Annotated in this window: 21 protein-coding genes; 20 read left to right on the top strand and 1 reads right to left on the bottom strand. The window is 38.5% G+C overall.

Going from position 1 to position 24992, the window contains the following annotated elements; translation table 11 throughout:
* Position 1 precedes the first annotated feature (1 nt).
* From JG30_RS05740 to JG30_RS05690, 11 genes are all read left to right on the top strand, one after another.
* A complete protein-coding gene (locus JG30_RS05740) occupies positions 2–1414 on the top strand; it encodes an oligosaccharide flippase family protein (RefSeq protein ID WP_052725222.1) in 1413 nt (470 codons plus the stop codon).
* A 498-nt stretch (positions 1415–1912) separates the two neighbouring features.
* Entirely contained in the window at positions 1913–4189 is a 2277-nt protein-coding gene (locus JG30_RS05735) for a DNA translocase FtsK (protein WP_046316926.1), read from the top strand.
* Complete coding sequence (yfmF, locus tag JG30_RS05730) at positions 4182–5447, top strand: EF-P 5-aminopentanol modification-associated protein YfmF (protein WP_046316924.1); 1266 nt, start codon at positions 4182–4184, stop codon at positions 5445–5447. Before JG30_RS05735 ends, yfmF begins: the two co-directional genes overlap by 8 nt.
* 3 nt (positions 5448–5450) lie before the next feature.
* On the top strand, positions 5451–6692 hold the full coding sequence (gene yfmH, locus JG30_RS08670; RefSeq protein WP_052725220.1) for an EF-P 5-aminopentanol modification-associated protein YfmH: 1242 nt from the start codon (positions 5451–5453) through the stop codon (positions 6690–6692).
* 4 nt (positions 6693–6696) lie between these two features.
* Positions 6697–7422: an elongation factor P 5-aminopentanone reductase gene (gene ymfI / locus JG30_RS05720; protein ID WP_046316923.1), complete on the top strand. Its 726-nt coding sequence runs from the start codon at positions 6697–6699 to the stop codon at positions 7420–7422.
* A gap of 40 nt (positions 7423–7462) precedes the next feature.
* Complete coding sequence (locus JG30_RS05715; protein ID WP_046316921.1) at positions 7463–8311, top strand: helix-turn-helix domain-containing protein; 849 nt, start codon at positions 7463–7465, stop codon at positions 8309–8311.
* A gap of 1 nt (position 8312) precedes the next feature.
* Positions 8313–8894 carry a CDP-diacylglycerol--glycerol-3-phosphate 3-phosphatidyltransferase gene (gene pgsA, locus JG30_RS05710; RefSeq protein WP_046316918.1) on the top strand — a complete coding sequence of 194 codons (582 nt, stop codon included), beginning with the start codon at positions 8313–8315 and terminating at the stop codon, positions 8892–8894.
* Positions 8895–8996: 102 nt separating this feature from the next.
* Positions 8997–9524: a nicotinamide-nucleotide amidohydrolase family protein gene (locus JG30_RS05705; protein WP_052725218.1), complete on the top strand. Its 528-nt coding sequence runs from the start codon at positions 8997–8999 to the stop codon at positions 9522–9524.
* Between the two features lie 37 nt (positions 9525–9561).
* Positions 9562–10626 carry a recombinase RecA gene (gene recA / locus JG30_RS05700; protein ID WP_046316914.1) on the top strand — a complete coding sequence of 355 codons (1065 nt, stop codon included), beginning with the start codon at positions 9562–9564 and terminating at the stop codon, positions 10624–10626.
* A gap of 116 nt (positions 10627–10742) precedes the next feature.
* The gene (gene rny / locus JG30_RS05695; RefSeq protein WP_376856701.1) at positions 10743–12314 is read left to right on the top strand and encodes a ribonuclease Y; all 1572 of its coding nucleotides are present in this window, start codon (positions 10743–10745) and stop codon (positions 12312–12314) included.
* Positions 12315–12413: 99 nt separating this feature from the next.
* Positions 12414–13496 carry a glycosyltransferase family 4 protein gene (locus JG30_RS05690; RefSeq protein WP_046316912.1) on the top strand — a complete coding sequence of 361 codons (1083 nt, stop codon included), beginning with the start codon at positions 12414–12416 and terminating at the stop codon, positions 13494–13496.
* A gap of 9 nt (positions 13497–13505) precedes the next feature.
* On the opposite strand, the gene JG30_RS05685 is transcribed toward JG30_RS05690, so the two are convergent.
* On the bottom strand, positions 13506–14156 hold the full coding sequence (locus tag JG30_RS05685; RefSeq protein ID WP_046316911.1) for a YigZ family protein: 651 nt from the start codon (positions 14154–14156) through the stop codon (positions 13506–13508).
* Positions 14157–14224: 68 nt separating this feature from the next.
* Here JG30_RS05685 and JG30_RS05680 point away from each other — a divergent pair, with 68 nt between their 5' ends.
* From JG30_RS05680 to pstA, 9 genes are all read left to right on the top strand, one after another.
* A complete protein-coding gene (locus tag JG30_RS05680) occupies positions 14225–15472 on the top strand; it encodes a DEAD/DEAH box helicase family protein (RefSeq protein ID WP_143443897.1) in 1248 nt (415 codons plus the stop codon).
* Complete coding sequence (locus JG30_RS05675) at positions 15465–16151, top strand: ComF family protein (RefSeq protein ID WP_046316908.1); 687 nt, start codon at positions 15465–15467, stop codon at positions 16149–16151. The genes JG30_RS05680 and JG30_RS05675 overlap by 8 nt, the downstream gene beginning before the upstream one ends.
* A 102-nt stretch (positions 16152–16253) precedes the next feature.
* A complete protein-coding gene (gene hpf / locus JG30_RS05670; protein ID WP_046316907.1) occupies positions 16254–16802 on the top strand; it encodes a ribosome hibernation-promoting factor, HPF/YfiA family in 549 nt (182 codons plus the stop codon).
* Positions 16803–16943: 141 nt separating this feature from the next.
* A complete protein-coding gene (gene secA, locus JG30_RS05665; RefSeq protein WP_046316905.1) occupies positions 16944–19304 on the top strand; it encodes a preprotein translocase subunit SecA in 2361 nt (786 codons plus the stop codon).
* Positions 19305–19385: 81 nt separating this feature from the next.
* Positions 19386–20505, top strand: a protein-coding gene (prfB, locus tag JG30_RS05660) for a peptide chain release factor 2 (protein WP_143443896.1) whose coding sequence is annotated in 2 segments (ribosomal slippage) — positions 19386–19457 and positions 19459–20505 — 1119 coding nt in all. Because the reading frame shifts where the segments join, the coding sequence is not laid out codon by codon here.
* 51 nt (positions 20506–20556) lie between these two features.
* Positions 20557–22221, top strand: coding sequence for a sensor histidine kinase (locus tag JG30_RS05655; protein ID WP_046316903.1), 1665 nt, complete (start codon positions 20557–20559; stop codon positions 22219–22221).
* A 106-nt stretch (positions 22222–22327) separates the two neighbouring features.
* The gene (locus JG30_RS05650) at positions 22328–23188 is read left to right on the top strand and encodes a phosphate ABC transporter substrate-binding protein PstS family protein (protein ID WP_046316901.1); all 861 of its coding nucleotides are present in this window, start codon (positions 22328–22330) and stop codon (positions 23186–23188) included.
* Positions 23189–23190: 2 nt separating this feature from the next.
* The gene (gene pstC, locus JG30_RS05645) at positions 23191–24111 is read left to right on the top strand and encodes a phosphate ABC transporter permease subunit PstC (RefSeq protein WP_046316899.1); all 921 of its coding nucleotides are present in this window, start codon (positions 23191–23193) and stop codon (positions 24109–24111) included.
* Positions 24108–24992, top strand: coding sequence for a phosphate ABC transporter permease PstA (gene pstA / locus JG30_RS05640; RefSeq protein ID WP_046316897.1), 885 nt, complete (start codon positions 24108–24110; stop codon positions 24990–24992). Before pstC ends, pstA begins: the two co-directional genes overlap by 4 nt.

The following is a 24992-nucleotide window of genomic DNA, read 5'->3' as shown; positions in this document are numbered from 1 at the left end:
ATTGACAAAAAAACTATTTCATAATTATATCTACGTACTTGGCTATCAAATCTTTCTGATGATTTTACCTGTAATAACACTTCCCTATATTACAAGAGTATTATTACCCCATGGAGTCGGTATTAATTCATGGGTCAATGCTTTCAGCTCTTATTTTTCTTTATTTGCGGTGTTAGGTTTGACTACTTATGGTCAAAGAGAAATTGCCGTATGCAACCAAAAAAAAGAAAAGATAATAAGGGCTTTTTGGGAAATTGAAATAGCTTCTGTAATTACCACATTAGTTTCTTTGTTTTTTTATTTTATCGCTATTTTATTTATTGGTAAGTATAAAATATATCTTTTAATCTACTCAGTAACAATTTTGGCTGCGATGTTCGATATTTCTTGGTTCTTTGCGGGACTAGAACGTTTTTCTATTTTAACCTTGAGAAATTTTATAGTTAAAACTGCATCGATTCTTTTGATCTTTATATTTGTGCGTAATCCTAATGATTTGTGGAAATATATTGTCATCCAGTCAATGGCAACTCTAATGTCGAATATTTCTTTATGGCCTGTTGCCTTAAAAATTTTAGAATTTCCAGTAAAAATTCAAGCCGTTAATATTATTTTTAGAATTAAAAATAGTTTTTTTTATTTTTTACCACAAATAGCTATAAGTTTATATGTAACACTCAATAAAGTTATTTTAGGATATATATCCGGCCCTATTGAAACGGGTTTTTTTGATTCTTCTGATAAAATTGTTAGATTAATTTTTTCTATTTTTACAGCTGCATCATCTGTAATGTTACCGAGAATATCATCTTTGTATTCTAGAAAAAAGATAGATTTCATCATGGCAATTGAGCAGGGTATTTTGTTGATTAGTATTTGGATTGTTCTGCCAATCATTTTTGGAATAATTGTAAATGCCAAATTGATTGTTTTAGTACTTTTAGGCAAAAAATATCTCTTAATGATAAGTGTTTTATGTTTATCAGCGTTCATATTGCTGCCTATGTCCATAGCTAACATCTTGGGTAATCAGCTCTTAGTTCCTATGAATAGAATTAAAAGTTATACTATTTCTGTTTTTATTGGGGCTATAATAAATCTACTGATAAGTTATCCGTTAATTTCCATATTAAATGCCAAAGGGGCGGCTATTGCATCAATTATTTCTGAGAGCGTTGTGGCAATATCACAATTTTTCTTTTGTAAAGATCTTTTGAAAATTTCTAATTATTGTGCGAATATAATGATAATTTTATCAATTGCTATTTGTTTATTTTTGACATTTTTAATGTTAATAAAATTTTGGCAGATTTCGTTGAGTTTAAAGCTTGTTTTATCCATTGTTGTAGTTGCCTTGTATTTTATTGCCACTATAAAATTACCTGTTGCGATTATAAAAAAAATAAAACAATAGCCACTTGAAAATTTGTTGATTTTAATTTCAGAGTTTCCGTCTGAATATATTTAAATAATAAGAATGTATTTCAAAGAATATTATATTTCTAATACAACAAAGTATAAACTAGTTTTTGTACCAGTACTTTGTTATTTCAACAAATAATAAAAAAATAACATTTGTTATTACGAAACGAGCTATTATGAATTTTTTAAAAATATGATACTCTTAAGCGCTATGCCAACTATTCTCTTGCTTACGATATTTTTGGATGTTTATGAATTATTGGACGTTGTGTACTTGATAAAAATGAAAACTAGCTTTAAGCTAAATTATTTGACGCAGTCTTTGATCGTAAAACAGGATATTTCTCATGTTTTATATATTGTTCTGTCAAAATCTGTAACGATATGAAAATTTATTAAATTGCACTCATTGACTCAGTGAATTTGATAGAATAGTACCTGAACTATTCCGGTTTCAATCTGTTCAATGTAATTAATTGCAGGAGTAATAATGTCCACCAAACGTAAAAGAAAAAGCACTAAGAAAACAAATAAAACAACCAAAAAGAATAAGAAGTATGTCTTGAACTTTGTCGGGTTGGTCTTAGTATTCATTTCGTTATTTGCGGGATGTAAATTAGGACTGGCTGGACGTTTTTTAGCTAATGTTTATCGGGTGTTTGTAGGCGATAGTTACTTAATTGTGGCTCTGTTGTTAGCTTTATTGGGAATCTTTTTATTTTTATTCGGTCGAGTTCCACACATAGGTTGGAAACGGACTTTGGGTTTGGCTTTTCTTATTATAGGCAGCTTAACCATTATGCATGGCATGCTATTTCAGCAATTAAATTTAAAAAATGATTTGATAGGCGTTACGTGGCGCTTACTAATGAATGAAATGCATAATAATCAAGTAGCTAATAGTGTGGGGGGCGGATTAATTGGCGCTTTCTGTTTGGTATGGGAACGTCCGTTGTTATCTATTCAAGGAACGTACTTAATTAATGGTTTGATTACGCTGAGTGGGTTTTTAATGTTGTGTCAGGTGCAATGGCAACAAGTAGTCAATTTTTGTCGAACGTTGGTAAGTTGGCTGGTGCGGCTATTACATTTGCTTCACTGGCCCAAATTTAAAAAACGGAGTCCATCTCAACGGGCTAAATCTTTGGTTGCCAAACAACCTAAAATATCTCCAGTTAAATCTGATTCTGTTACAGCTGATGATGATTTTACTATTGAAGGTCCGCAACCACCAGTTAAATCATCTACGAAATCACCTAAATCGTCAACGCCGCCTTCGTCTTTGACCAGTTCTGAAAAAGCTCCAATTACTGCTAAGACTTCTTCAGATCAAGAGTATCAATTACCGAAAATTGATTTATTGACTAATGTGCCGCCGGCCGATCAATCTCAGGAATATGAACTAATAGATTATAATCGCAAAAAATTGAAGCAAACATTTGATAGTTTTGGGGTGCAAGTTGATGTCAAAAAGGCAACCTTGGGTCCCACGGTGACTAAGTATGAAATTCAGCCAGCAATTGGCGTTAAGGTGAGCCGCATTGTTAACCTGGCTGATGATTTAGCCTTAGCTTTGGCGGCTAAAGATATCCGTATTGAAGCCCCGATTCCTGGCAAACCTTATGTCGGAATTGAAGTACCTAATCAGCACGCTTCTATTGTTTCTTTTCGTGAGGTGATTGAGCATGAACCAGCTCATCCAGGCGAGATTTTAACGGTGCCCTTAGGCAAAGATGTTTATGGGCAGATTGCTATGTGTAATTTAGTCAAAATGCCACATCTATTAATTGCAGGCTCTACTGGCAGCGGCAAGTCAGTGGCGATTAATACGATTATTACTGGTATTTTAATGCAAGCTCGACCATCGGAAGTAAAAATGATTTTAATTGATCCCAAAATGGTTGAATTAAGTGTTTATAATGGGATTCCTCACCTTTTAATTCCTGTAGTGACAGATGTTAAAAAAGCAACCGGTGCACTACAAAAAGCAGTCGATGAAATGGAACGACGGTATCGATTATTTGAAAAAACCGGGCATCGCAAAATTGAGGAATATAACACGGCCGTCGATCAGAATAATCAGGATCCCGATAATCCACCCATGGATCGTTTACCATATATCGTAGTGATTGTGGATGAGTTATCTGATTTAATGATGGCAGCCGGCAAAGATGTAGAGACGTCTATCGTGCGTTTATCCCAAAAAGCGCGGGCAGCGGGGATGCATCTAATTATTGCTACTCAGCGTCCATCGGTGGACGTCATTACAGGCTTAATTAAGGCCAATATTCCTTCTCGCATGGCATTTGCAGTTTCAAGTAATATTGACTCGCGGACGATTTTAGATAGTACCGGTGCTGAAAAATTGTTAGGTCGAGGGGACATGTTGTTTTTACCATTAGGAGCGTCCAAACCGCAGCGGATCCAAGGAGCCTATATTTCTTCCCAAGATGTCGAACAAGTAGTTAGCTTTGTCAGCTCTCAGCAAGCAGCAGAGTACGATGAAACGATGATTCCGAGCGATCAACCTGATGCCAAGCAAAATCAAGATCCAGACGATGCTTATTGGCAGCAGGCAGTAGAATTAGTGATTCATGAGCAAAGAGCGAGTGTGTCGATGTTGCAACGACGCTTTGCGATTGGTTATAATCGAGCTGCCCGCTTAATTGACTATATGGAAGAACGCGGTTTAGTGGGACCTGCAAGAGGTTCTAAACCACGCAAAGTTTTAATATCTCGTTCGGAGGATGATAAACAAGATGATTAAGATTCATCGAATATTAGCAGCTCCGCAAGTACAAATTTTATGGTTACCCATTGCTAAATTTCAAAGTGTACGAATTGAATTTAATTTTTTGGCGCCCCAACGCTATGCCCAGACTACGCAACGCCGATTATTAATTAATTTACTTCAACGTTCCAATCACTTTTTGCCTACTGCAGCCCAGTTCAATCGGCAACTAGCGAATTTATATGGAACCGAGTTAACTGGGCAATCCATAATATATCAAAATTTGAATATTTTATCTTTGGCGCTAACTGTGCCGGTAGCTCATCATTTACCGGCACTTGTTCCAGCAGCAATAGATTTATTATTACAGACACTAACGGCTCCTAATATAGACAGTAAGCAAGAACAATTTGTCGATAATGCCTGGCAATTAGAAACAACTAATTTAGCCCATGCCTATGCCAGTTTACAAGATAATTATTCCTTGCTAGCGGAATTAGCAATGAAAAAAATTCTATATCAAAGTAATCCTGATTTAAATATTCCAGATTTTGGTGTGGCGGAACAATTGACTGCCTTGACTTCGATGCAGACTTGTTCCTATTATCAAAAAGTGATTGCACAAGAACCTTTAATTGTTACAGTAGTAGGGGATTTACCCGCAACAGTGGTTGATGATCTAGCTCAGAGGTGTCAAGTTTTTGCTTATCAAGCCCAAGCCATACATTTGCAAAAGCAAGCACTTTTAAGTTTACCGACGCAACCAGTAGCTCAAAGTGATCAATTAGCGATACAGCAGAGTCAATTGGTGATCGCCTATCGTTTGCCCGATGATACTTCTTGGCCGGTGAGTCAAGTATTGAATATGATGTTAGGGGGCGATGATCAGGCACTATTGTTTCAGCAGGTTCGGGAGCGGCAAAGCTTAGCTTATTCGATTTACAGTAATTACAATTTTTACGAACATTTTTTGACCATTCAAGCGGGGGTGGATGCCCAGCAAATTACGGCCGTTCAAAACTTGGTGGCAGCACAAATTGAACACTTGGCAACGCAAAATTTATCAGATTTATTGCAGCATGCCAAGCAAACTTTAATTAGTGAACATTTATTGGCCTCAGACCGGTTAGCCGTTCATGCACATCGGCTTTTGTTAAAAAATTTGAATCCTGCAATGATCGTAACAGATGATCAATATCAACAAAAAATTAATCAGGTGACTTTAAAGCAAGTTCAAGCAGTGGCCGGACAATTACAACTCTTAGCCACTTATACATTGATAGGAGAATCATAAGAAGTGAAATTTTGTGAAATTGACAATCCTTGGCAAATACCTATACGCGCGATTATTAATCCAAAATTTAATCAAACTTTTGCAATTGCAATGACAGATTTTGGATCACTTGACATTTTTGATGGAATTCCGGCGGGCAGTGCGCACTTTTTAGAACATAAACTATTTGCTAAGCCGCATTATGATAGTGCTCAACGTTTCGCTCAAGCTGGTGCTAGTTCCAATGCCTTTACCACCTATACAAAAACCGCTTATTTATTTAAAACTGTCACCAATGTGGCCGACAATTTGGAAATTTTATTGGATTTGATTAGTCAACCTTATTTTACAACGGTCAATGTGGCTCAAGAGCGGGGAATTATTGCCCAGGAAATTCAAATGTATACCGATATGCCAGATTGGATTGTGGAACAAGCAACTTTGGCGGCATTGTATCCTCAAGATGCTATTGATTTTGATATTGCGGGAACTACCGATTCAATTGCACAAATCACTGCACCTGTATTGAATCAAATTTATACACATTATTATTTACCTCAAAATTTTTGTATATACTTAGCCGGCAAAGTTGATTTAGCAGAAATTAATGCCAAATTACAAACTTTGGCGGATCATAATCACCATTTACAAATGTTTGCGCAGCGACATGGACGGCCGCAGTTACATCAAAATCCGCACTTATTACCGGTGGTACCGCAAACGACTTTAAGGACGATAGCTCAACGTCCACGCTTCATGTTAGGCTTGCGGTTAATTCCCACAATCAAGCAATCCTGTGCAATGATTACTCTGCAAAATCAATTAGAGTTTTTATTTGCCATAATTTTAGGAGATAGTTCTAAAATCCATCAAACCCTGGTTCGTCGAGGTTTAATCGATGACTCTTTTGGCTATACAATTATTGTCGAACGTTATTATGCTTTGGTTTTAATTAGCGGCGAATCAGATCAGCCCCAAGTTGTAGCTCACTCTTTGGAAAATTATTTATTTCAAGGCGCATTTATTTCAGAGCTGACTAGAGCCAATTTACAAATGGTCCAACGGGAGAATTTAGGCTCGTATGTGTTTCTGCAAGATTATTTAGAAAATCTAGCAACCGAAGCGGTTGAATTGGCATTTTATGATCTGGATGTACGACAAATGCCACAAATTTTGCAACAAATTCAGTTAAGGGATTTAAAACAGTTAGCTGAAGAAATTTTTAAAAAGGAGAATTGGACACAAACTTTTTTGTATCCGCAATAAAGTAATGAAATGGGCTTTAATTTTAGGCGCTAGCGGAGGCATTGGGCAACAGCTGGTTCAAGATTTAGCGCAAAGCGGCTGGTCGCTCTACTTACAAGGCAATCATCAAGTAGCACATTTACAACACCAAGCCAAAGAATTGCATAAAAAATACCCGCAACAGGAATTTTTAGTGATTGCAAGTGATTTTACCCAAACCGATGCCCTAGTCTCGCTACTGAATAATATTTTTACTTTAGATGCCATTATAGCAGCACAAGGCATTACTAATTATGCTTGGTTTAACCAACAAAGTGATGGGGAGGTGGAACGTTTAATTCGGATAAATTTAACGACACCGCTTTTGATTATTAAACATCTACAAGATAAATTGGCTCAAAGTGCCAATGGTCGAATAATTTTGTTAGGGTCGGTGTATGGCAGTCGAGGCAGTGCTTTAGAAGTTACTTATAGTGCAACTAAGGGAGCACTGTCAGCTTTTGCTCAAGCTTATGCACAAGAGGTGGCTAGTCTGAATATTACGGTTAATGTCTTGGCTCCGGGAGCTGTGGCCACACCAATGAATCAACAATTTTCTCAAGCAGCGCAAGAAGAATTAATCGCAGAGATTCCCGCCGGTCGTTTAGCCAATCCAAAAGATATAAGTTATTGGGTGCAAACCTTGTTAAAACCGGAGTCGCAATATGTCACGGGGCAAACTTTTTATATAACCGGTGGGTGGTTGAAATAATATGTTATACTCAAGTTAAATAAATGAATGGTGATTTAGAATGACTGAACTAGGACAAAAATTACGGAATGCACGTGAAGCAAAGGGTTATTCCATTGATGACCTCCAAAAGAAAACTAAGATTCAAAAGCGATATTTAACCGCCATTGAAGAGGGTCATTTAGATCAATTACCTGGTGATTTTTATGTGCGGGCCTTTGTTAAACAATATGCAGATTCGGTAGGTTTAAATAGTAGCGAAATTTTGGCAGAGTATGGACAAGATATTCCCAAGGTACAACCAGAGGAAGTGCCTGCCGTACCAACCTCGTTACCGAAAGAGAAAGTATCCCATAATTTTCGTAAGCATTTACCTCAAATAGGGATCTTGACGATTGTGATTGTAATCGTGGCTTTGGTGGCTTTTGTAATGTTTCAGGCTCATCAGCAAACCGCCAATCCTATTCCACAAACCAATCATGTGGAAAAAAAGGTCACTAAAAAAACTCATCCCAAAGTTAAGCGATCGACTAAAAAAGCTTCTCATCACAAATCACCTGCAACATCTGAAGCCAACCAGCAACTAAAAATTAACCAAGTAGCTAATAATGCCAATAGCTTTGAGATCCACAATTGGAAAAATCAAACGCAACACGTTGTTAAAATAAGTACAACGACTGCGGCTGCCTGGGTAACTGTCCGGGGATTAAATAATGCTACTGTCTGGCAAGGTACCTTGCAGCCGAATCAAGAACACGATGTTCCAGTCGATGCTAACTTAACTCAGTTTCAAGTACAAACAGGCAATGCAGCAGTGACCAAGATTAAAATAAATGATGTTGATTTACCTATTCCCACTAATCAAACCGGATCAGTGCACAATTATACAATGTTAATTAAGGAGAACTAGTATGAATTTACCAAATAAGTTAACGGTGATCCGGGTATTTTTGATTCCCATTTTTATGATATTTATGTCCATTAATTTTCAATGGGGGTCTGTGAACTTTTTCGGGGCAACGATTCGTTGGGAATATTTAATCGCGGCGGTGATTTTTGTCGGTGCCTCCTTGACTGACTTAGCTGATGGTAAAATTGCCCGAAAGCGCCATTTAGTGACTAATTTTGGCAAGTTTATGGATCCACTGGCTGATAAAATGTTAGTTCTAACAGCATTTATTTATTTAGTAGCTGTTGGAAAAGCTCCAGCTTGGGTGGTAGCTATCATAGCTTGTCGAGAATTGTTGATTACCACTTTACGGTTGTTGATTGTCGAGCAAGGTGGTTCGGTCATGGCTGCGCAGATGCCCGGTAAGATTAAAACTGCCACACAAATGCTGGCCATTGTCTTTTTATTATTAAATGATCCGTTGTTTAGTTATTGGCAGATTTCGTTTGGCACCATTATGTTGTATATTTGTCTCATTTTTACGGTTTATTCAGCCTATGATTACCTTAAACAAAATCAGAAATATTATTCCGATTTTCAATAGAAGATTAATTCAGTGACGCTGGCTTAGTAACCCAAGTCACTTTTTTTATTTGGTAAAATAATTTTGCTAGTGAAATTGTAATTATATATAGAAGGTGTTAGAATGCATGATCTTTATCGGCAATTTCAAAAACAAATAAAACAACCCCAATTTCGCTTGTCAGATTATCAAACGTTAGTTACCCAAGCAATTCAGGCCTTACAGCAACGGCATTTGACAATCACAGCGGCAGAGAGTTTGACAGCTGGGTTATTTCAAGCTACTGTTGCTAGTGTGGCCGGGGCTTCCACGGTTTTTGCAGGAGGATTTGTAACGTATTCTTTATCGATGAAAGCGCGCCTTTTGCAGATTCCTTCGGCTGCTCTACAACAACACGGAGTGGTCAGCTCTTGGACAGCACAACAAATGGCCAATCAAGCTGCAAATTTATTAGAGACAGATTACGCCGCGGGATTAACTGGTGTAGCAGGACCCGAACAATTAGAAGGACAGCCTGCCGGTACCGTTTTTGTGGGTCTCAAAACCCCCGACACTTGTATAGTGAATAAATTTAGTTTTGCTGGTCAGCGCCAGCAAATTCGAGAAAAAAGTGTAATCGCAGCTTTTATTATGCTGCTAAATAGTTTATAATATTGCGGGAACATACGTTCGATGAGGAGGTATTTTTGTGGCCAAGGATGAACGTCAAGCGGCTTTAGACTCAGCCTTAAAAAGGATTGAAAAAGATTTTGGTAAGGGCTCAATTATGCGCATGGGTGATAGTCCGCAAACTCAGATTTCAGCAGTTTCAACGGGATCGTTAGGTCTGGATAATGCACTGGGAGTAGGTGGATATCCTCGCGGGCGCATTGTAGAAATTTATGGGCCTGAAAGTTCTGGTAAAACTACCGTAGCTTTACACGCGGTGGCTGAAGTGCAAAAAAACGGTGGGACTGCAGCGTATATTGATGCGGAAAATGCGATGGATCCTACCTACGCCACCGCTCTAGGAGTCGATATTGATAATTTACTTTTGTCTCAACCCGACACTGGGGAACAGGGTCTAGAAATTGCCGATGCTTTGGTTTCCAGTGGTGCGATTGATATTGTGGTGATTGATTCTGTAGCAGCTTTAGTGCCTAGAGCAGAGATTGAAGGAGAAATGGGCGATGCGCATGTTGGTTTACAAGCACGTTTAATGTCGCAGGCTTTGCGCAAATTGTCAGGTACCATTAATAAAACCAAAACCATTGCTCTATTTATCAATCAGATCCGTGAAAAAGTGGGGATTATGTTTGGTAATCCTGAAACTACTCCGGGAGGTCGAGCATTAAAATTTTATTCAACAATTCGTTTAGAAGTTCGTCGCGGCGAGCAAATTAAAGATGGCTCGGAAGTTATCGGTAATCGAGTAAAAATTAAAGTTGTTAAGAATAAAGTTGCTCCTCCTTTTAGAGTTGCTCAAGTGGATATGATGTATGGCCATGGTATTTCTCAAACCGGGGAAATTATTGATATGGCAGTGGAAAAAGATATTGTCAATAAAAGTGGTTCGTGGTATTCCTATCAAGATGAACGCATTGGCCAAGGTCGGGAGAACGCCAAGAAATATTTAGATGAACATACTGATATGAAACAGGAAATTCGTCAGAAGGTCCGCGCTGCTTATAATATGGATCCTGAGAATTCTGAACCTGAAGAAGTGGAATTAGCTATGGAAGCTGATCCCCAATCGACTACAGAAAAACCTTAAAGGTTTTTCTGTTTTTTATTAACATAACATCGTTGACAGTTGCCTTTAGAAACCATAATATTATTATGTACCTAATTTAATAATGAAGCATTTTTTATTAATGTGACTATGGAGGTATTCAAGTGTCAGCAGTTTTGATATTCCCCGCGGTCGCAGTTTTGTTGGTAGTAGTTGGTGCTGTAATTGGTTTTTTTGTGAGAAAAAGCGCTTATGAATCTAGTTTGAAGCAAGCTGGTAAATCAGCTGAAGATATTATTGAAGCAGCCAAAAAGGATGCAGCTTCAGCTAAAAAAGAAGCGCTGGTTGAAGCACGTGAGCAAAGTCATAAGTATCGCCAGGAGCAAGAAGATGACTTGCGCGATCGGCGTAAAGAGCTTCAGCGTCAAGAAAATAGAATGTTACAACGAGAAGAATCCTTAGATCGTAAGGATAATTCGTTGGATCAACGCGAACATTCTTTAGAAAAACGCGAACAAAAAATTGATAATACAGAACAAAAATTAGATAGTCAGCAAAAAGAAGTAACTTCCACCTTAAAACAACAACAAGAAAAACTTGAAGAAATTGCCGGTATGACCCATGAGCAAGCGCGGGATTTTCTTTTAAAACAATTGAATTCAGAATTAGTGCAAGAAAAAGCGCAATTAATCCGAGCTACTGAAGAGTCTGCCAAACAAGATGCCCAACGTAAGGCCAAGCAATTAATCGTTGAAGCTATTCAGCAGAGTGCTGCGGATACAGTTTCCGAGACAACAGTCACCACTGTCGCGTTACCGAATGAAGAAATGAAAGGGCGGATCATTGGTCGAGAAGGTCGCAATATTCGAACATTAGAGTCGCTTACGGGTATCGATGTAATTATTGATGATACACCGCAAGCGGTGGTTTTAAGTGGTTTTGATCCTATTCGACGTGAAATTGCCCGTCTGGCCTTGGAAAAATTAATTTCTGATGGTCGGATTCATCCCGCGCGCATTGAAGAAATGGTTGATAAGGCCCGCAAAGAAATGGATACACGTATTCGGGAAATCGGTGAACAAACGATTTATGATTTGGGTATTCATAATGTTAATCCGGATTTAGTAAAAATCATTGGTCGTTTAAATTTTCGGACTAGTTATGGTCAAAATGTTTTAAGTCATTCAATCGAGGTTGCGAAGATTGCTGGTACCATGGCGGTTGAATTAGGTGAAGATGAAACTTTAGCAAGACGTGCCGGACTATTACATGATATTGGAAAAGCTTTAGATCATGAGATTGAAGGTTCACATGTCGAAATTGGAGTAGATATAACTACTAAGTATAAAGAACCACCCGTAGTAATCAATACAATTGCTTCACATCATGGGGATGTGGAACCTACCTCAATGATTGCGGTTTTAGTAGCTGCAGGAGATGCAATCTCTGCAGCACGTCCCGGAGCACGGTCAGAATCAATGGAAAATTATATTCATCGTTTAGAAAAATTGGAGTCTATTGCGAATAGTTATGATGGCGTTGATCATAGTTATGCAATCCAAGCTGGGCGAGAGATACGAATTATGGTGCAGCCGGAAAAGATTTCAGATAATCAGGCCACTATCTTGTCGCGTCAGATTAAAAAACAAATTGAGACTGAGTTGGAATATCCAGGACATATCAAAGTAACTGTGATTCGTGAAACAAGAAAAATAGCTTATGCAAAATAGCATAAGCTTTTTTTATGGGAGGGGGTTTTGTTAAATGTTGTATAAAGCCCAGTTAAATATTATAATTCAAGGGTAGACGAAGGGAGTTTAAATACTTCGATGTTTAATATTATTGTTAAGTTATTTTTGACAATGTTAATTGCGGCGATCATTACTCCATTTATTCGAAAATTAGCCTTTGTTTTAGATGCTGTGGATTATCCTAATGCACGGCGTGTGAATAAAAAACCAATGCCAACTCTAGGTGGCTTGGCTGTTTTTTTAGCTTTTAATTTTGCAACTTTTGTGTTATTGCGTCCTCAATTTCCCACACATGAATTATTCAGTGTTTTTTTAGCAGAATGTATTATCTTATTAACGGGTTTAATTGATGATATTCGTGAACTGAAACCTTTGCAAAAGATGTCTGGCATTTTACTGGCGGCTTTAGTAGCTTATTTTTTAGCTGGTGTGAAGATTGTTTATGTTTCGCTGCCTTTAATTGGCTCTTTTCAATTGGGGTGGTTAAGTTTTCCCGCTACTATTCTCTGGATTGTAGCCATTACCAACGCGGTTAATTTAATTGATGGTTTAGATGGGTTATTGACAGGGGTTTCTATTATTTCATTAACTACCATGGGTATTATTGCTTATTTCTTTTTATCTACAGGTGATACCTATATTGCTATTTGGATTTTTACCATGGTAGCTTCTTTATTAGGCTTTTTACCGCATAATTTCCATCCTGCAAAAATTTTCTTGGGAGATACAGGCTCCTTATTTATTGGCTTCATGATTGCTATTTTCTCATTGAAAGGTTTAAAAAACGTCACCTTTTTAACGTTAATTATTCCGATCGTCATTTTAGGAGTCCCCATCACGGACACTTTTTATGCTATTTTACGGCGTTATTTAAATCACAAGCCTATATCCCAAGCGGATAGACATCACTTGCATCATCGCCTCATGCAATTAGGCTTGTCCCATCGACAAACAGTCTTAGTCATTTATGGTTTAGCACTTATTTTTGCTTTTATCTCGTTACTGTATCCTATTTCGACCCTATGGGGCAATATTTTATTGACCATTGCTCTTTTAATTGGCTTAGAATTATTTGTGGAGTCAATTGGATTGGTTGGCGAAAAGCGACAACCTTTACTACATTTTATCCAACAAGTTGTTCAGCGGTTAGAAAAACACTAGTAGCCGAAGTTACACTGGTTTTTCGGTGGTAGAATATGGAACTTCTTGGTAGGTGAGATCACCTATTTGAAGTTCTATTTTTTGACTTAATTTGTTTTGTAGAGTTTGTTGTAAATTTTCTACTTGGATAGGAGGAAGCCATAATTTTAATTGAACTTGATCCGTATAAGTAGTTTGAATTTTCGTTGCCTGACGATTTATTTCCAATTTAATAAGCTCATACTGATGATAATTCAAAATAAGCGTGATTTGGCGTAGGGGGATTCTTTGAATGAGGCCCACTTGTTGAATGGTTTGAACGACACTGTTTCGATAAGCACGAATCAAACCACTGGCACCTAGTTTAATCCCCCCAAAATAGCGCGTGACAATGGCGACTACATCTTGAACTTGCATTTGCTGTAAAGCTGCCAGCATAGGTAATCCGGCCGTGCCTTGGGGTTCACCATCATCGTGGGCTTGTTGCAGTTGATTACCGACTCGATAACAACTACAGTTATGAGTTGCCTTATACTCAATTTTTTTTACTTGCTGAATCTTTTCTTGGGCTTCGGCCACTGTGTGGATACGATATAGACGGGTAATAAAACGGGATTTTTTTATTATCATTTCTTGGTGGGTATTTTGAGCAATAGTTAGATATTTAGCGATAGAAATCATTCCTTTCGGGTAATTTTTTAAGGGTGATATTATTGCAACCAAATAATTTGAAATCTGGACGTTTGTTCGTGACGACAGCAGCCGATCCAAATCCAAACAAGTTTCCGGCTTTAATAAGCGGTGCTCAAAATTCCTTTACTTGTCAACGTTGTCAAATGACAAATTCGCGCCAAATTTATTGGCTGCCTTCGCATGTTTATTATTGTCCTCATTGTATAGGGTTAGGACGATTAACTAGTCAGGATTGGTTAGTCGCTTATCCTGAAGTTAATGCTTTTGCACCAGTGGCCAAACCCTTAGCTTGGCAAGGTACATTAACATCAGCTCAACGTCAGGTAGCGGGCGAATTGTGTCAGGTATGGCGCCAACAAGGAGAACACTTAGTTTGGGCGGTGACTGGCAGTGGAAAAACTGAAATGTTGTTTCCCATGTTACAGCAGGCTGTCTTGCATAGAGATCGAATTGCTTTAGCGGCCCCCAGAATAGATGTGTGTACGGAGTTATATCCACGTATTCAAGCAGCTTTTCCTGGGGTTAGTTGTGGTTTGCTTTACGGATCGGGACAGCTAAAATATCAATATACACAAATTTTAGTGTGTACGGTGCATCAATTATTAAAATTTCGTCAGGCGTTTGATGTTTTGGTTTTGGATGAATGTGATTCTTTTCCCTACTTAAATAATCCAATGTTGCATGCAGCAGTAAAACAAGCAGTTAAACCACATCATACCTTAATTTACCTTTCAGCCACACCAAGTCTTGAATATCAGCAACGTATTCAGCAACAACAGCTAAATTATAGCTTATTAAACCGGCGCTTTCATGGGCATGATTTGCCCGTTCCCCGCTATCAAACTGTCGGCTTTGGTAAAACAATTACGACTAATTGGACCTTGCAGCAACATTTAAAGAAGTTAGTCCAGCAACAGCAACGATTTTTATTGTTTGTCCCCAGTATTGCCAGCAGCGAAAAAATCTCGCGGCAATTAACTTATGTATTGCCGACTTTATCACAAAATTTTGTCCATGCTAAAGACCCACAGCGAGTGGCCAAGGTAGCTGCTTTTCGACGTGGTCACTGGCAAGCTTTGATTACTACAACGGTTTTGGAGCGGGGAGTATCTTTTGATAATATAGATGTAATTGTTTGGCAGGCAGATAATGAACGTTTCAACATGCAAACTTTAGTGCAGATTGCCGGTCGTGCCGGGCGTAGTGCGCAATATAGTAATAATCAAGTGACCTTTTATGGTCACAAATATACTCGGGCGATACAACAAGCAATCACAACCATTATAGAATTAAATCATGGATAATCAGGCCTGTTTGTTATGTCAGCAGCCACTGGTTCATGAATTAACCTTGCGGGAACTTTTAGGCTGGGATGAAGTCTCTGGATTTGAAATTTGTGCGAGATGTCAACAGGAATTTCAAGAAATTGCCCCACCACATTGTCCTACATGTTTTAAAACAGGATCTTCCCAAAAGTGCTGGGATTGTCAATATTGGACCCAACACGGATATCAGGCATTTCAGCATATCGCATTGTACCAATATAATGCAGCCATGCATGATTATTTTAAAAGATATAAGCGTTATGGTGACTATCAGTTACGTTTCGTTTTTCAGGCTCAACTGCAGCGAGCTATTGGTCAATTACCCGGACCTTATTTATATATTCCCAGTTCAGCGCAACATTTGCAACTACGCCAGTTTGATCCAGTTGTAGGTTTGTTTCAAAATATTGCGGCTTTAATACCAGCACTCATTAAATTGCCAACAACGCAAGCCCAAGCTCAAAAGAATCGTGCTGAGCGCCTAGCTACTCCTCAATTTTTACAATTTGATCGCCAGTACACGGCATTACTTGCCCAACCCCAATTAACTATCCTAGACGATATTTATACAACTGGTAGAACTTTGTTTCATGCCCGTGATTGTTTAATAGCGGCCGGTTTTCAGGGGAAGATTTATACTTTTTCATTAGCACGCTAAAGATCGGGTGGGGTAAAAGTTTTTGGGTTGTTCTTGGAAACTAAAGCATCTATAATAATTTTAGAAGGACAGTTGGTCCTGAAGTGTAAAGGGGCGATTTTAATGTTAAAGATTAATGTTCGTGGTGAAAATATTGAAGTAACACCAGCTATTCGTAGTTATGTAGAAAAACGGTTACACAATTTAGATAAATATTTCAATGAAACAGATAATCCTATTGCTCATGTTAATTTAAAGGTTTATGGTAATAAAAATTCCAAAGTTGAAGTAACAATTCCGTTACCATATTTGATTTTGCGGGCTGAGAAAATGGAAGCGGATATGTATAAAGGCATTGATGACGTATTTGAAAAACTCGAACGACAAATTCGAAAATACAAGACTAAAATAAATCGGAAATCGCGAGAAAAAGGTCTCAAAGATTTTAATTTAATTGGTCCCGATGATGCCAATGATGCATCTGACAGTGATTTATCAATTGTGCGGACAAAACATGTTTCTTTAAAACCAATGGATGCACAAGAAGCAGTTTTACAAATGGATATGTTAGGTCATAATTTCTTCGTTTTTGAAGATGCAGATACGAATGGAACGAGTATTGTTTATCGGCGTAAAGATGGCCGTTATGGTTTAATTGAAACGGGAGAATAATTAAACATTGCAATTAAGTCTGGGACCAATATAACGGTTCCAGCTTTTTTTATGATACTAGCAGTTTGATTATTAGTGTTAAAATGATAAGATATTATCGATATGGTAGACTCTGTGAATGTATGGGAGAAGTTTAAATAAATGGTGAATCCAATTAAAAAATGGGTCGAAAGTGATAAACGTGAAGTAAAACGTATGGGCAAAATTGCTAATAAGGTGGAAGCTTATAGTGATGAATATGCCCGGCTTTCGGATGCAGATTTGCAGGCAAAAACGCCCGCCTTAAAAGGACGTTTACAAAATGGTGAAACGTTAGATGATATTTTACCGGAAGCTTTTGCAACAGTACGTGAAGCGGCAAAGCGAGTTTTAGGATTATATCCGTTTCACGTTCAGATAATTGGTGGTATTACACTGCATGAAGGTAATATTGCCGAAATGAAGACTGGTGAAGGAAAGACTTTAACGGCCACTTTACCGGTTTATTTAAATGCTTTGACCGGCAAGGGAGTACACGTTGTAACTGTGAATGAATATTTATCTTCACGGGATGCTACGGAAATGGGTCGCTTATATAATTGGTTAGGTTTAAGTGTGGGTTTAAATTTAAATTCCAAAAATTCGGACGAAAAAAGAGCCGCCTATAATTGTGATATAACCTATTCTACCAATAGTGAATTAGGTTTTGATTATTTACGTGATAATATGGTGGTCTACCAGGAGCAAATGGTACAGCGCCCGCTCAACTATGCCATTGTGGATGAAGTAGACTCTATTTTAATTGATGAGGCACGAACCCCGTTAATTATTTCAGGGCAGGCGGAACAGTCCACCGCCTTGTATTTACGAGCTGATCGATTTGTGAAATCGCTGAAAAAAGATGACTATAAAATTGATTGGCCTACTAAATCAATTGTTTTAACGGAAAGTGGTATTCAAAAAGGTGAAAAAACTTTTGGCCTTCATAACTTGTACGATATTGACAATACTTTATTGAACCATCATATTGACCAATCTTTGCGGGCTAATTATATTATGGAACGTGATAAAGATTATGTGGTTTCCAATAAAAAAGTTCTTATTGTGGATTCTTTTACCGGACGGGTCATGGAAGGACGTCGGTTCTCGGATGGACTGCATCAAGCAATTGAGGCCAAAGAAGGGGTACCAATTCAAGATGAGACGAAAACCATGGCCAATATCACTTATCAAAATTTCTTTCGGATGTATGATAAATTAGCTGGCATGACCGGAACTGCCAAAACTGAAGAAGAAGAATTTCGGGAAATTTATAATATGGAAGTCATTTCTATTCCCACCAACAAGCCGATTGCCCGAATCGATCATCCCGATGTATTATACCCGACTCTCAAAGCTAAATTTGATGCGGTAGTCCAAGATATCAAACAACGTCATGCCAAAGGTCAGCCAATTTTAGTGGGGACAGTGGCAGTAGAAACTTCCGAATATTTATCCGAACGATTAACAAAAGAAAACATTCCACATGCAGTTTTAAATGCTAAGAATCACGCTAAAGAAGCCGATATTATCTCCCGCGCCGGTCAGCGGGGAGCGGTCACGATTGCTACTAATATGGCTGGACGGGGAACTGATATTAAATTAGGCCCAGGCGTGAAAGAGTTGGGTGGCTTGTGCGTAATCGGAACAGAGCGGCATGAATCTCGACGGATTGATAACCAATTACGGGGTCGTTCTGGACGGCAAGGTGATCCCGGGGAAACCATTTTTTATATGTCACTGGAAGACGATTTAATGAAACGTTTTGGCTCTGAACGTATCAAAAAAGTTTTAAGTGCTATGAAGGTTGAAGATGAAGATGCGGTAATTCAAAGCCGCATGATTAGTCGTCAAGTAGAAGGTGCCCAGAAGCGGGTTGAAGGGAACAATTACGATACGCGGAAAAATACTTTACAATACGACGATGTCATGCGCGAACAGCGTGAAGTAATTTACAAGCAGCGGATGCAAGTCATAACCGCTGAACATAGTTTAAAAGATGTCTTATTGGGAATGATTCAACGGACTATTAAAAGTCAAGTCGATTCTCGAACTAATGGGGATCCCGCCAATTGGGATTTAGATGGTTTATATGATTTTGCAATTACGGCGTTAGTGAGTCCCAAAGAATTAAGGCGCGCGGATTTAAATGGAAAATCCATTCCGCAACTTTATCGTCTCTTTGAAAACTTTGTACAAAATAATTACCAATTAAAACAGAATCAATTACAAAATGATGCCCAAATGCTAGAATTTGAAAAGGTTGTAATTTTACGAGTGGTAGATGAGCACTGGACCAATCATATTGATGAAATGGATCAATTAAGACAATCCATTGGCCTGCGGGGCTATGGGCAGATGAATCCGCTGGTAGAGTATCAAGAAGAAGGCTTTCAGAAGTTTGAGCAAATGATCGCGGACATTGAGTATGACGTAACGCGGCTATTTATGAAAGCTGAAATTCGGCAAAATGCGCAACGCTAGTGCGGTACATTAATATAATTAGGTCGATCACAAAACAAGTTTTTGTAACGGCCTTTTTTCATAAAAAGGGGTACAGTTATTATGGAACTATCAGAAATGAAACATCAAGTAACTCAGGCAGCGGCCAAAATTCAACAATTTGGGAGGTCTCTTTGACCTCGATAGCCTACAAGAAAAAATTGCCAATAATGAACATTTAATGATGCAGCCTGATTTTTGGTCTAATCCTACGCAAGCACAACAGGTGATTCAAACGACTAATCTTTTAAAATCACAATATGATGATTTTCAAGATTTGCGCCAGCAAGTGGCAGATGCTCAGGTAGCCTGTGATTTATTAGAAAGTGATCCGCAGGACCAAGATTTACTACAAGATTTAACCCATAATTTAACTAAGTTAAATTCAGATTTGCAAGCTTATGAAATTTCGATGTTGTTAAATCGTCCTTATGATCAAAATAATGCGCTATTGGAAATTCATCCCGGAGCTGGGGGCACCGAGTCCCAAGATTGGGGGGCAATGTTGTTAAGAATGTATGAAAGATGGGCGGAACATCATCAATTTCAAATCGAAGTTGAAGATTACCAGCCTGGTGAAGAAGCTGGTCTCAAAAGTGTTACACTGCTGATTAAAGGACACAATGCGTATGGTTTATTACGTTCAGAACATGGTGTGCATCGATTAGTGCGGATTTCACCCTTTGATGCGGCCGGCCGACGCCATACTTCTTTTGCTTCTGTTGAAGTAATGCCTGAATTAGATGATAATATTGAAGTCGAAATTCATCCTGAAGATTTACGGATTGATGTTTTTCGAGCGAGCGGTGCGGGAGGACAGCATATAAATAAAACCTCCTCAGCAGTGCGGATTACGCATTTACCGACAGGCATTGTAGTCAGTTCACAGGCGCAGCGTTCACAATTGCAAAATCGTGAAACAGCTTTGTCAATGTTACGTTCGAAATTATATCAGCGCCAATTAGTCGCCCAAGAACAGCATAAGGCAGAACTGAAGGGCGAGCAATTAGACATCGGCTGGGGCTCACAAATCCGGTCTTATGTTTTTCACCCATATACTATGGTCAAAGATCATCGGACGAATTACGAAACTGGTAATGGTCAAGCAGTGATGGATGGCGCGTTGGATCCTTTTATTTATGCCTATTTGCAATGGCAGTTACAGCAAAGTCATTCTCAATGAGTTGGCGGCTGGATAAACGATGGACTCATCCCAATTAAGGAAGTGAGAATTATGAAATATCGGCATCGAATCGTCGTTTTAACCGCAACTATTCAATTAATTTTGTATTTATTATCGATGTTTATTTTGAGTCGTTTTATGACCCAAGTTCAAATTCATCATTTACAAACTTTAAAGGAGGATTATCAAGACTTACATCAAGAAAATAATCAGCGTTATTTGCATGCCTGGGCACAAAATCATCAATTGCAAATTGTGGTAGATTCCCGTCATCCTCAAGGTGCTTTACAACATCAGGTGCATGATTTAGTGTTACAAGAACAAGTATCCAATAACAATCCCTATCAAATTAAGTCTTTTAAGGGAAGTAAATATATTTTTTATTTACTTGACAATTTGCAGACCAATCATCAAAAAATTATAGTCAAAAAATACCAATCTCTCGGTCAAAATCTGAATCTAGTAGTCATTTTTACTTTAATTTATTGGGTGTTATCTGGTATCTTGTTAATTGTTCAGGGTCGCTTAATGTATCGGCGAGAGCGTTATATGAAGCTCATTATTCGTAAACTGAAAAACATTGAGGCAAATGAACAAACTGATTCTTTAGTCACTCAAGACAACACTCCTTACGCAGAATTAATTCATGCTGTTAATGCACTGGATCATCATAATGCCAGTCTAGTAGAAAACAATGCGCTGTTAAAACGGCGTTTTCAGGGACTTATGGCCCACTTACCCGTGGGAGTTATGTTGTTGGATGCTGATGGCAATGTCATTTTGCATAATCAAGCCATGGCTTTGATTTTAGGAGTGAATATTTCTAATGAACCACATCCTTTTGTTGAAGATATTCAAACTTACGCCTTAAGTCGCATGATTGAACATACGTTACGCAAGAATCGCAATCATCATCGCCAAATTCAGTTATACGGTGATTCAGAGCACTATGTTGATGCCAATGTCATTCGGTTAACTCATTCCGATGAAGATTTAAAACGTCAAGTGATTGTTATCCTGTATGATTTAACTCCTAGTCGTCAAATTGAACAACAGCAACTTGATTTTGTAGACAATGTTAGTCAAGAGTTACAGCCCTCTGTAACGCAGATTATCAATTTGAGTACGACATTATTAAAACAACCAGAGAAAACCATTGCCGCCAGCGAGTCGCAGGTTCAAGAAATTAAAAGTGCGGCAGACAATTTAAATGAGTTAATAGCCGATTCACAAACATTAACCACTTTAGATCGACAAAACAATGCGTTACCGGATCGCATTAATACTCAAGCATTAATCGACCAAGAATTAAAACATTATCAAGCGAAAATAGCAGCATTAGACTTGCAAGTGACAACTGATTATCAAGGCAATGTTTGGGTTAGCTCTTATACAAGTGCGTTGACGCAAATTTTTCATAATTTAATTAGTAATGGTGTAAAGTACAATCGCGCCCACGGGCAATTACAAATCCAGCTTAATCATAACGAAGTGGAAAACTATTTAGAAATTAAGATCCAAGATACAGGATGTGGCATTGCACCTGCGGATCAAAAACATGTTTTTGAACGTTTTTATCGGGCTAACAAACAGTCCACTGGTTCTGGTTTAGGTCTTGCCATTGTGCACGAGGCAGTGACCGCTTTGAATGGGACAATTAACCTGACTAGTCAATTAAATCAGGGCACAACAGTGCAAGTTCATTTGCCTTTATAAATAAGATTACGCAACTTGTTAGGCATTCTCAGGCAGGTTATTTTGTTAGGAAAACTACTACTAGTATTACAGCTTTATTCAGCTGGGTAGATGGAGGCTAAAACTATTGCGTACCTTTGGGAAACTATTATTGCTGCTGGGAGTTATTAGCAGTTTATCAGGATGTAGCCACGCTAATAATCGCCAAGAAACCATTACTGCGGTGGGCTCCTCGGCTTTGCAGCCCTTAATTGAAGCTGGTGGTGAAAAATATAGTCAAAAAAATCCTCAGGCCTATATCAATGTCCAAGGTGGTGGTAGTGGAACCGGATTAGCTCAAATTCAACAGGGAGCTGTGGCCATTGGGAACTCTGATGTCTTTGCTGAACAAAAAAAGGGCATTCAGGCGCAAAATTTAATTGATCATAAAGTATGTGTTGTGGCGGTAGTGCCGGTGGTTAATCGGCAGGTACCTCTTAATAATTTGTCCACTACTCAATTGCAGGCCATTTTTATGGGGAAAATAACCAACTGGCAACAAGTTGGAGGGCCGCGATTGCCGATTACAATCATTAATCGTGCTCAAGGTAGCGGGACTCGAATGATTTTTGAACAACAGGTTATGCAAGGACAACCTTTTAAAAAAGCGCCAGAACAAGATTCAAGTGGTATGGTACGTCAAATTGTCAAAAATACCCCCGGGGCGATTAGTTATGTTGCTTGGCCCTATTTAACTCAGGATTTGAAGCCATTAGCCATTGATCAAATCAAATTGACGACCGCTAATGTAGCCCAAAATCGTTGGAAAATCTGGGCTTATGAACATCTATATACTACGAAAAATCCCAATAAATTAACGCGACAATTTATTAAATTTATTTTAAGCGAACAATTTCAAGAACAAGAAGTACGTCAAATGCATTATATTCCCATGAAGCAAATGCGTTATCAACAAGATGCTCACGGACGTGTTAGCAGTAAGGAGTAGTTATGGATCCGATTGCCAAAAATTTAAAACAACGTTCACTATCAGCTAAAATTGAAACTAAAGGCAGACTTATCACGCAATTGTGCACGGTATTGATTGTTCTTTTAGTTTTAGCTATTTTTGGGTTTATTGCCACGAAGGGACTCACTTTATTTTTTCACGATCATGGTAGTTTGTGGAGTTTTTTTAGTGGCACCACTTGGTCTCCAGATAAAGTCGACAGTCACCGACAACCTGTGATCGGTGCTTTACCGATGATTGTAGGTTCGTTTACTGTTACTTTATTAGCAGTTTTAGTGGCGACACCCTTCGCGATTGCAGCGGCTATTTTTATGACGGAAATTTCGCCACAAAAAGGTAATAAAATTTTGCAGCCAGTAATTGAATTATTAGTGGGTATTCCCTCCGTGGTTTATGGTTTTATCGGTTTGGCCGTGATTGTGCCGTTTGTACAAAAAATTGCCGGCGGCAGTGGTTTTGGTATCTTGGCAGGAGCCTTAGTATTATTTGTGATGATTTTACCGACAATCACTTCCATGACTGTAGATGCCCTCAAAGCTGTACCGCGTTACTATCGTGAGGCTTCGCTGGCATTAGGGGCTACGCGGTGGCAAACAATTTATAAAGTCACTTTACGGGCCGGAGCTCCAGGAATTATGACCGCGGTAATTTTTGGCATGTCACGGGCCTTTGGTGAAGCTTTAGCCGTACAAATGGTCATTGGTAATGCTATTTTGATGCCTAGCAGTTTAACCTCCCCTTCCACGACATTAACTAGTGTATTGACCATGAATATGGGCAATACAGTCATGGGAACCACTTCAAATGATGCATTGTGGACGTTGGCTTTATTATTATTGTTAATGTCCTTAGTATTTAATATTGTCATTAAATATTTGGCTAAACGAGGTGCTTTATCATGAATCCAAAACAGGCTGATAAATTAATGACTTTTGTGATTTATTTAATGTCCAGTGTAATCATTGTGATTTTAATGGCCCTCTTAATCTACATTTTAGTGGCGGGATTGCCCTATGTAAATTGGCATTTCTTAACTAGTGCTGCCAAAAGCTTTCAAAGTGGAGGAGGCATTGGAGCTCAGTTATTCAATTCATTATATTTATTAGTACTTTCAATGCTGGTGTCTATTCCTTTGTCTTTGGGGATTGCTATTTACTTATCTGAATATTCTCAAAATATTCGAGTTACTACTTGGATTAGTTCCGCCATTGAGGTGCTTAGTTCCTTGCCATCTATTGTAGTGGGACTGTTTGGCTTCTTAGTGTTTGTAGTCCAGTTTAAGTTAAGTTTTTCGATCTTATCTGGAGCTTTAACTTTAACGATTTTTAATTTACCGTTATTAGTGCGCAGCATGGAAGATGCCTTACAAACAGTATCTTTGAGTCAACGAGAAGCTGGTTTGGCCTTAGGTCTATCGCGTTGGGAGACAGTAGTGCATGTAATCATTCCTGAATGTCTGCCTGCAATTATTACCGGGATTATTTTATCTGCTGGGCGTGTTTTTGGGGAAGCCGCTGCCCTAATTTATACTGCAGGTCAGAGTGCACCACCTTTGGATTTTACTAACTGGAACGTTTTGAGTTTGACCTCCCCCTTAAATCCTCTTCGTCCGGCTGAAACTTTGGCAGTGCACATTTGGAAAGTTAATTCTGAGGGTTTAATTCCGGATGCTAGTGCAGTATCTTCTGGAGCCTCTTTAGTTTTAGTGGTGGTGGTGCTAGTGTTTAACGTATTGGCACGTTATTTAGGCAATAAATTGTATAAACATATGACGGGTGAATAA

The organism is Bombilactobacillus mellifer, assembly GCF_000970795.1.
GTDB classification, from domain to species: Bacteria; Bacillota; Bacilli; order Lactobacillales; family Lactobacillaceae; genus Bombilactobacillus; species Bombilactobacillus mellifer.
Note: the sequence above shows the minus strand (reverse complement) of the source record. Positions and strands in the feature narration are given on the sequence as shown.

Bases quoted from the DNA above. Each gene is read 5' to 3' on its own strand.
- pstC (WP_046316899.1), top strand. From the start codon at position 23,191: ATGGATCCGATTGCCAAAAATTTAAAACAACGTTCACTATCAGCTAAA.
- pgsA (WP_046316918.1), top strand. From the start codon at position 8,313: ATGAATTTACCAAATAAGTTAACGGTGATCCGGGTATTTTTGATTCCC.
- JG30_RS05675 (WP_046316908.1), top strand. From the start codon at position 15,465: ATGGATAATCAGGCCTGTTTGTTATGTCAGCAGCCACTGGTTCATGAA.
- hpf (WP_046316907.1), top strand. From the start codon at position 16,254: ATGTTAAAGATTAATGTTCGTGGTGAAAATATTGAAGTAACACCAGCT.
- JG30_RS05735 (WP_046316926.1), top strand. From the start codon at position 1,913: ATGTCCACCAAACGTAAAAGAAAAAGCACTAAGAAAACAAATAAAACA.
- JG30_RS05655 (WP_046316903.1), top strand. From the start codon at position 20,557: ATGAAATATCGGCATCGAATCGTCGTTTTAACCGCAACTATTCAATTA.
- ymfI (WP_046316923.1), top strand. From the start codon at position 6,697: ATGAAATGGGCTTTAATTTTAGGCGCTAGCGGAGGCATTGGGCAACAG.
- JG30_RS05705 (WP_052725218.1), top strand. From the start codon at position 8,997: ATGCATGATCTTTATCGGCAATTTCAAAAACAAATAAAACAACCCCAA.
- JG30_RS05715 (WP_046316921.1), top strand. From the start codon at position 7,463: ATGACTGAACTAGGACAAAAATTACGGAATGCACGTGAAGCAAAGGGT.
- secA (WP_046316905.1), top strand. From the start codon at position 16,944: ATGGTGAATCCAATTAAAAAATGGGTCGAAAGTGATAAACGTGAAGTA.
- pstA (WP_046316897.1), top strand. From the start codon at position 24,108: ATGAATCCAAAACAGGCTGATAAATTAATGACTTTTGTGATTTATTTA.
- JG30_RS05685 (WP_046316911.1), bottom strand. From the start codon at position 14,156: ATGATTTCTATCGCTAAATATCTAACTATTGCTCAAAATACCCACCAA.
- yfmF (WP_046316924.1), top strand. From the start codon at position 4,182: ATGATTAAGATTCATCGAATATTAGCAGCTCCGCAAGTACAAATTTTA.
- JG30_RS05690 (WP_046316912.1), top strand. From the start codon at position 12,414: ATGTTTAATATTATTGTTAAGTTATTTTTGACAATGTTAATTGCGGCG.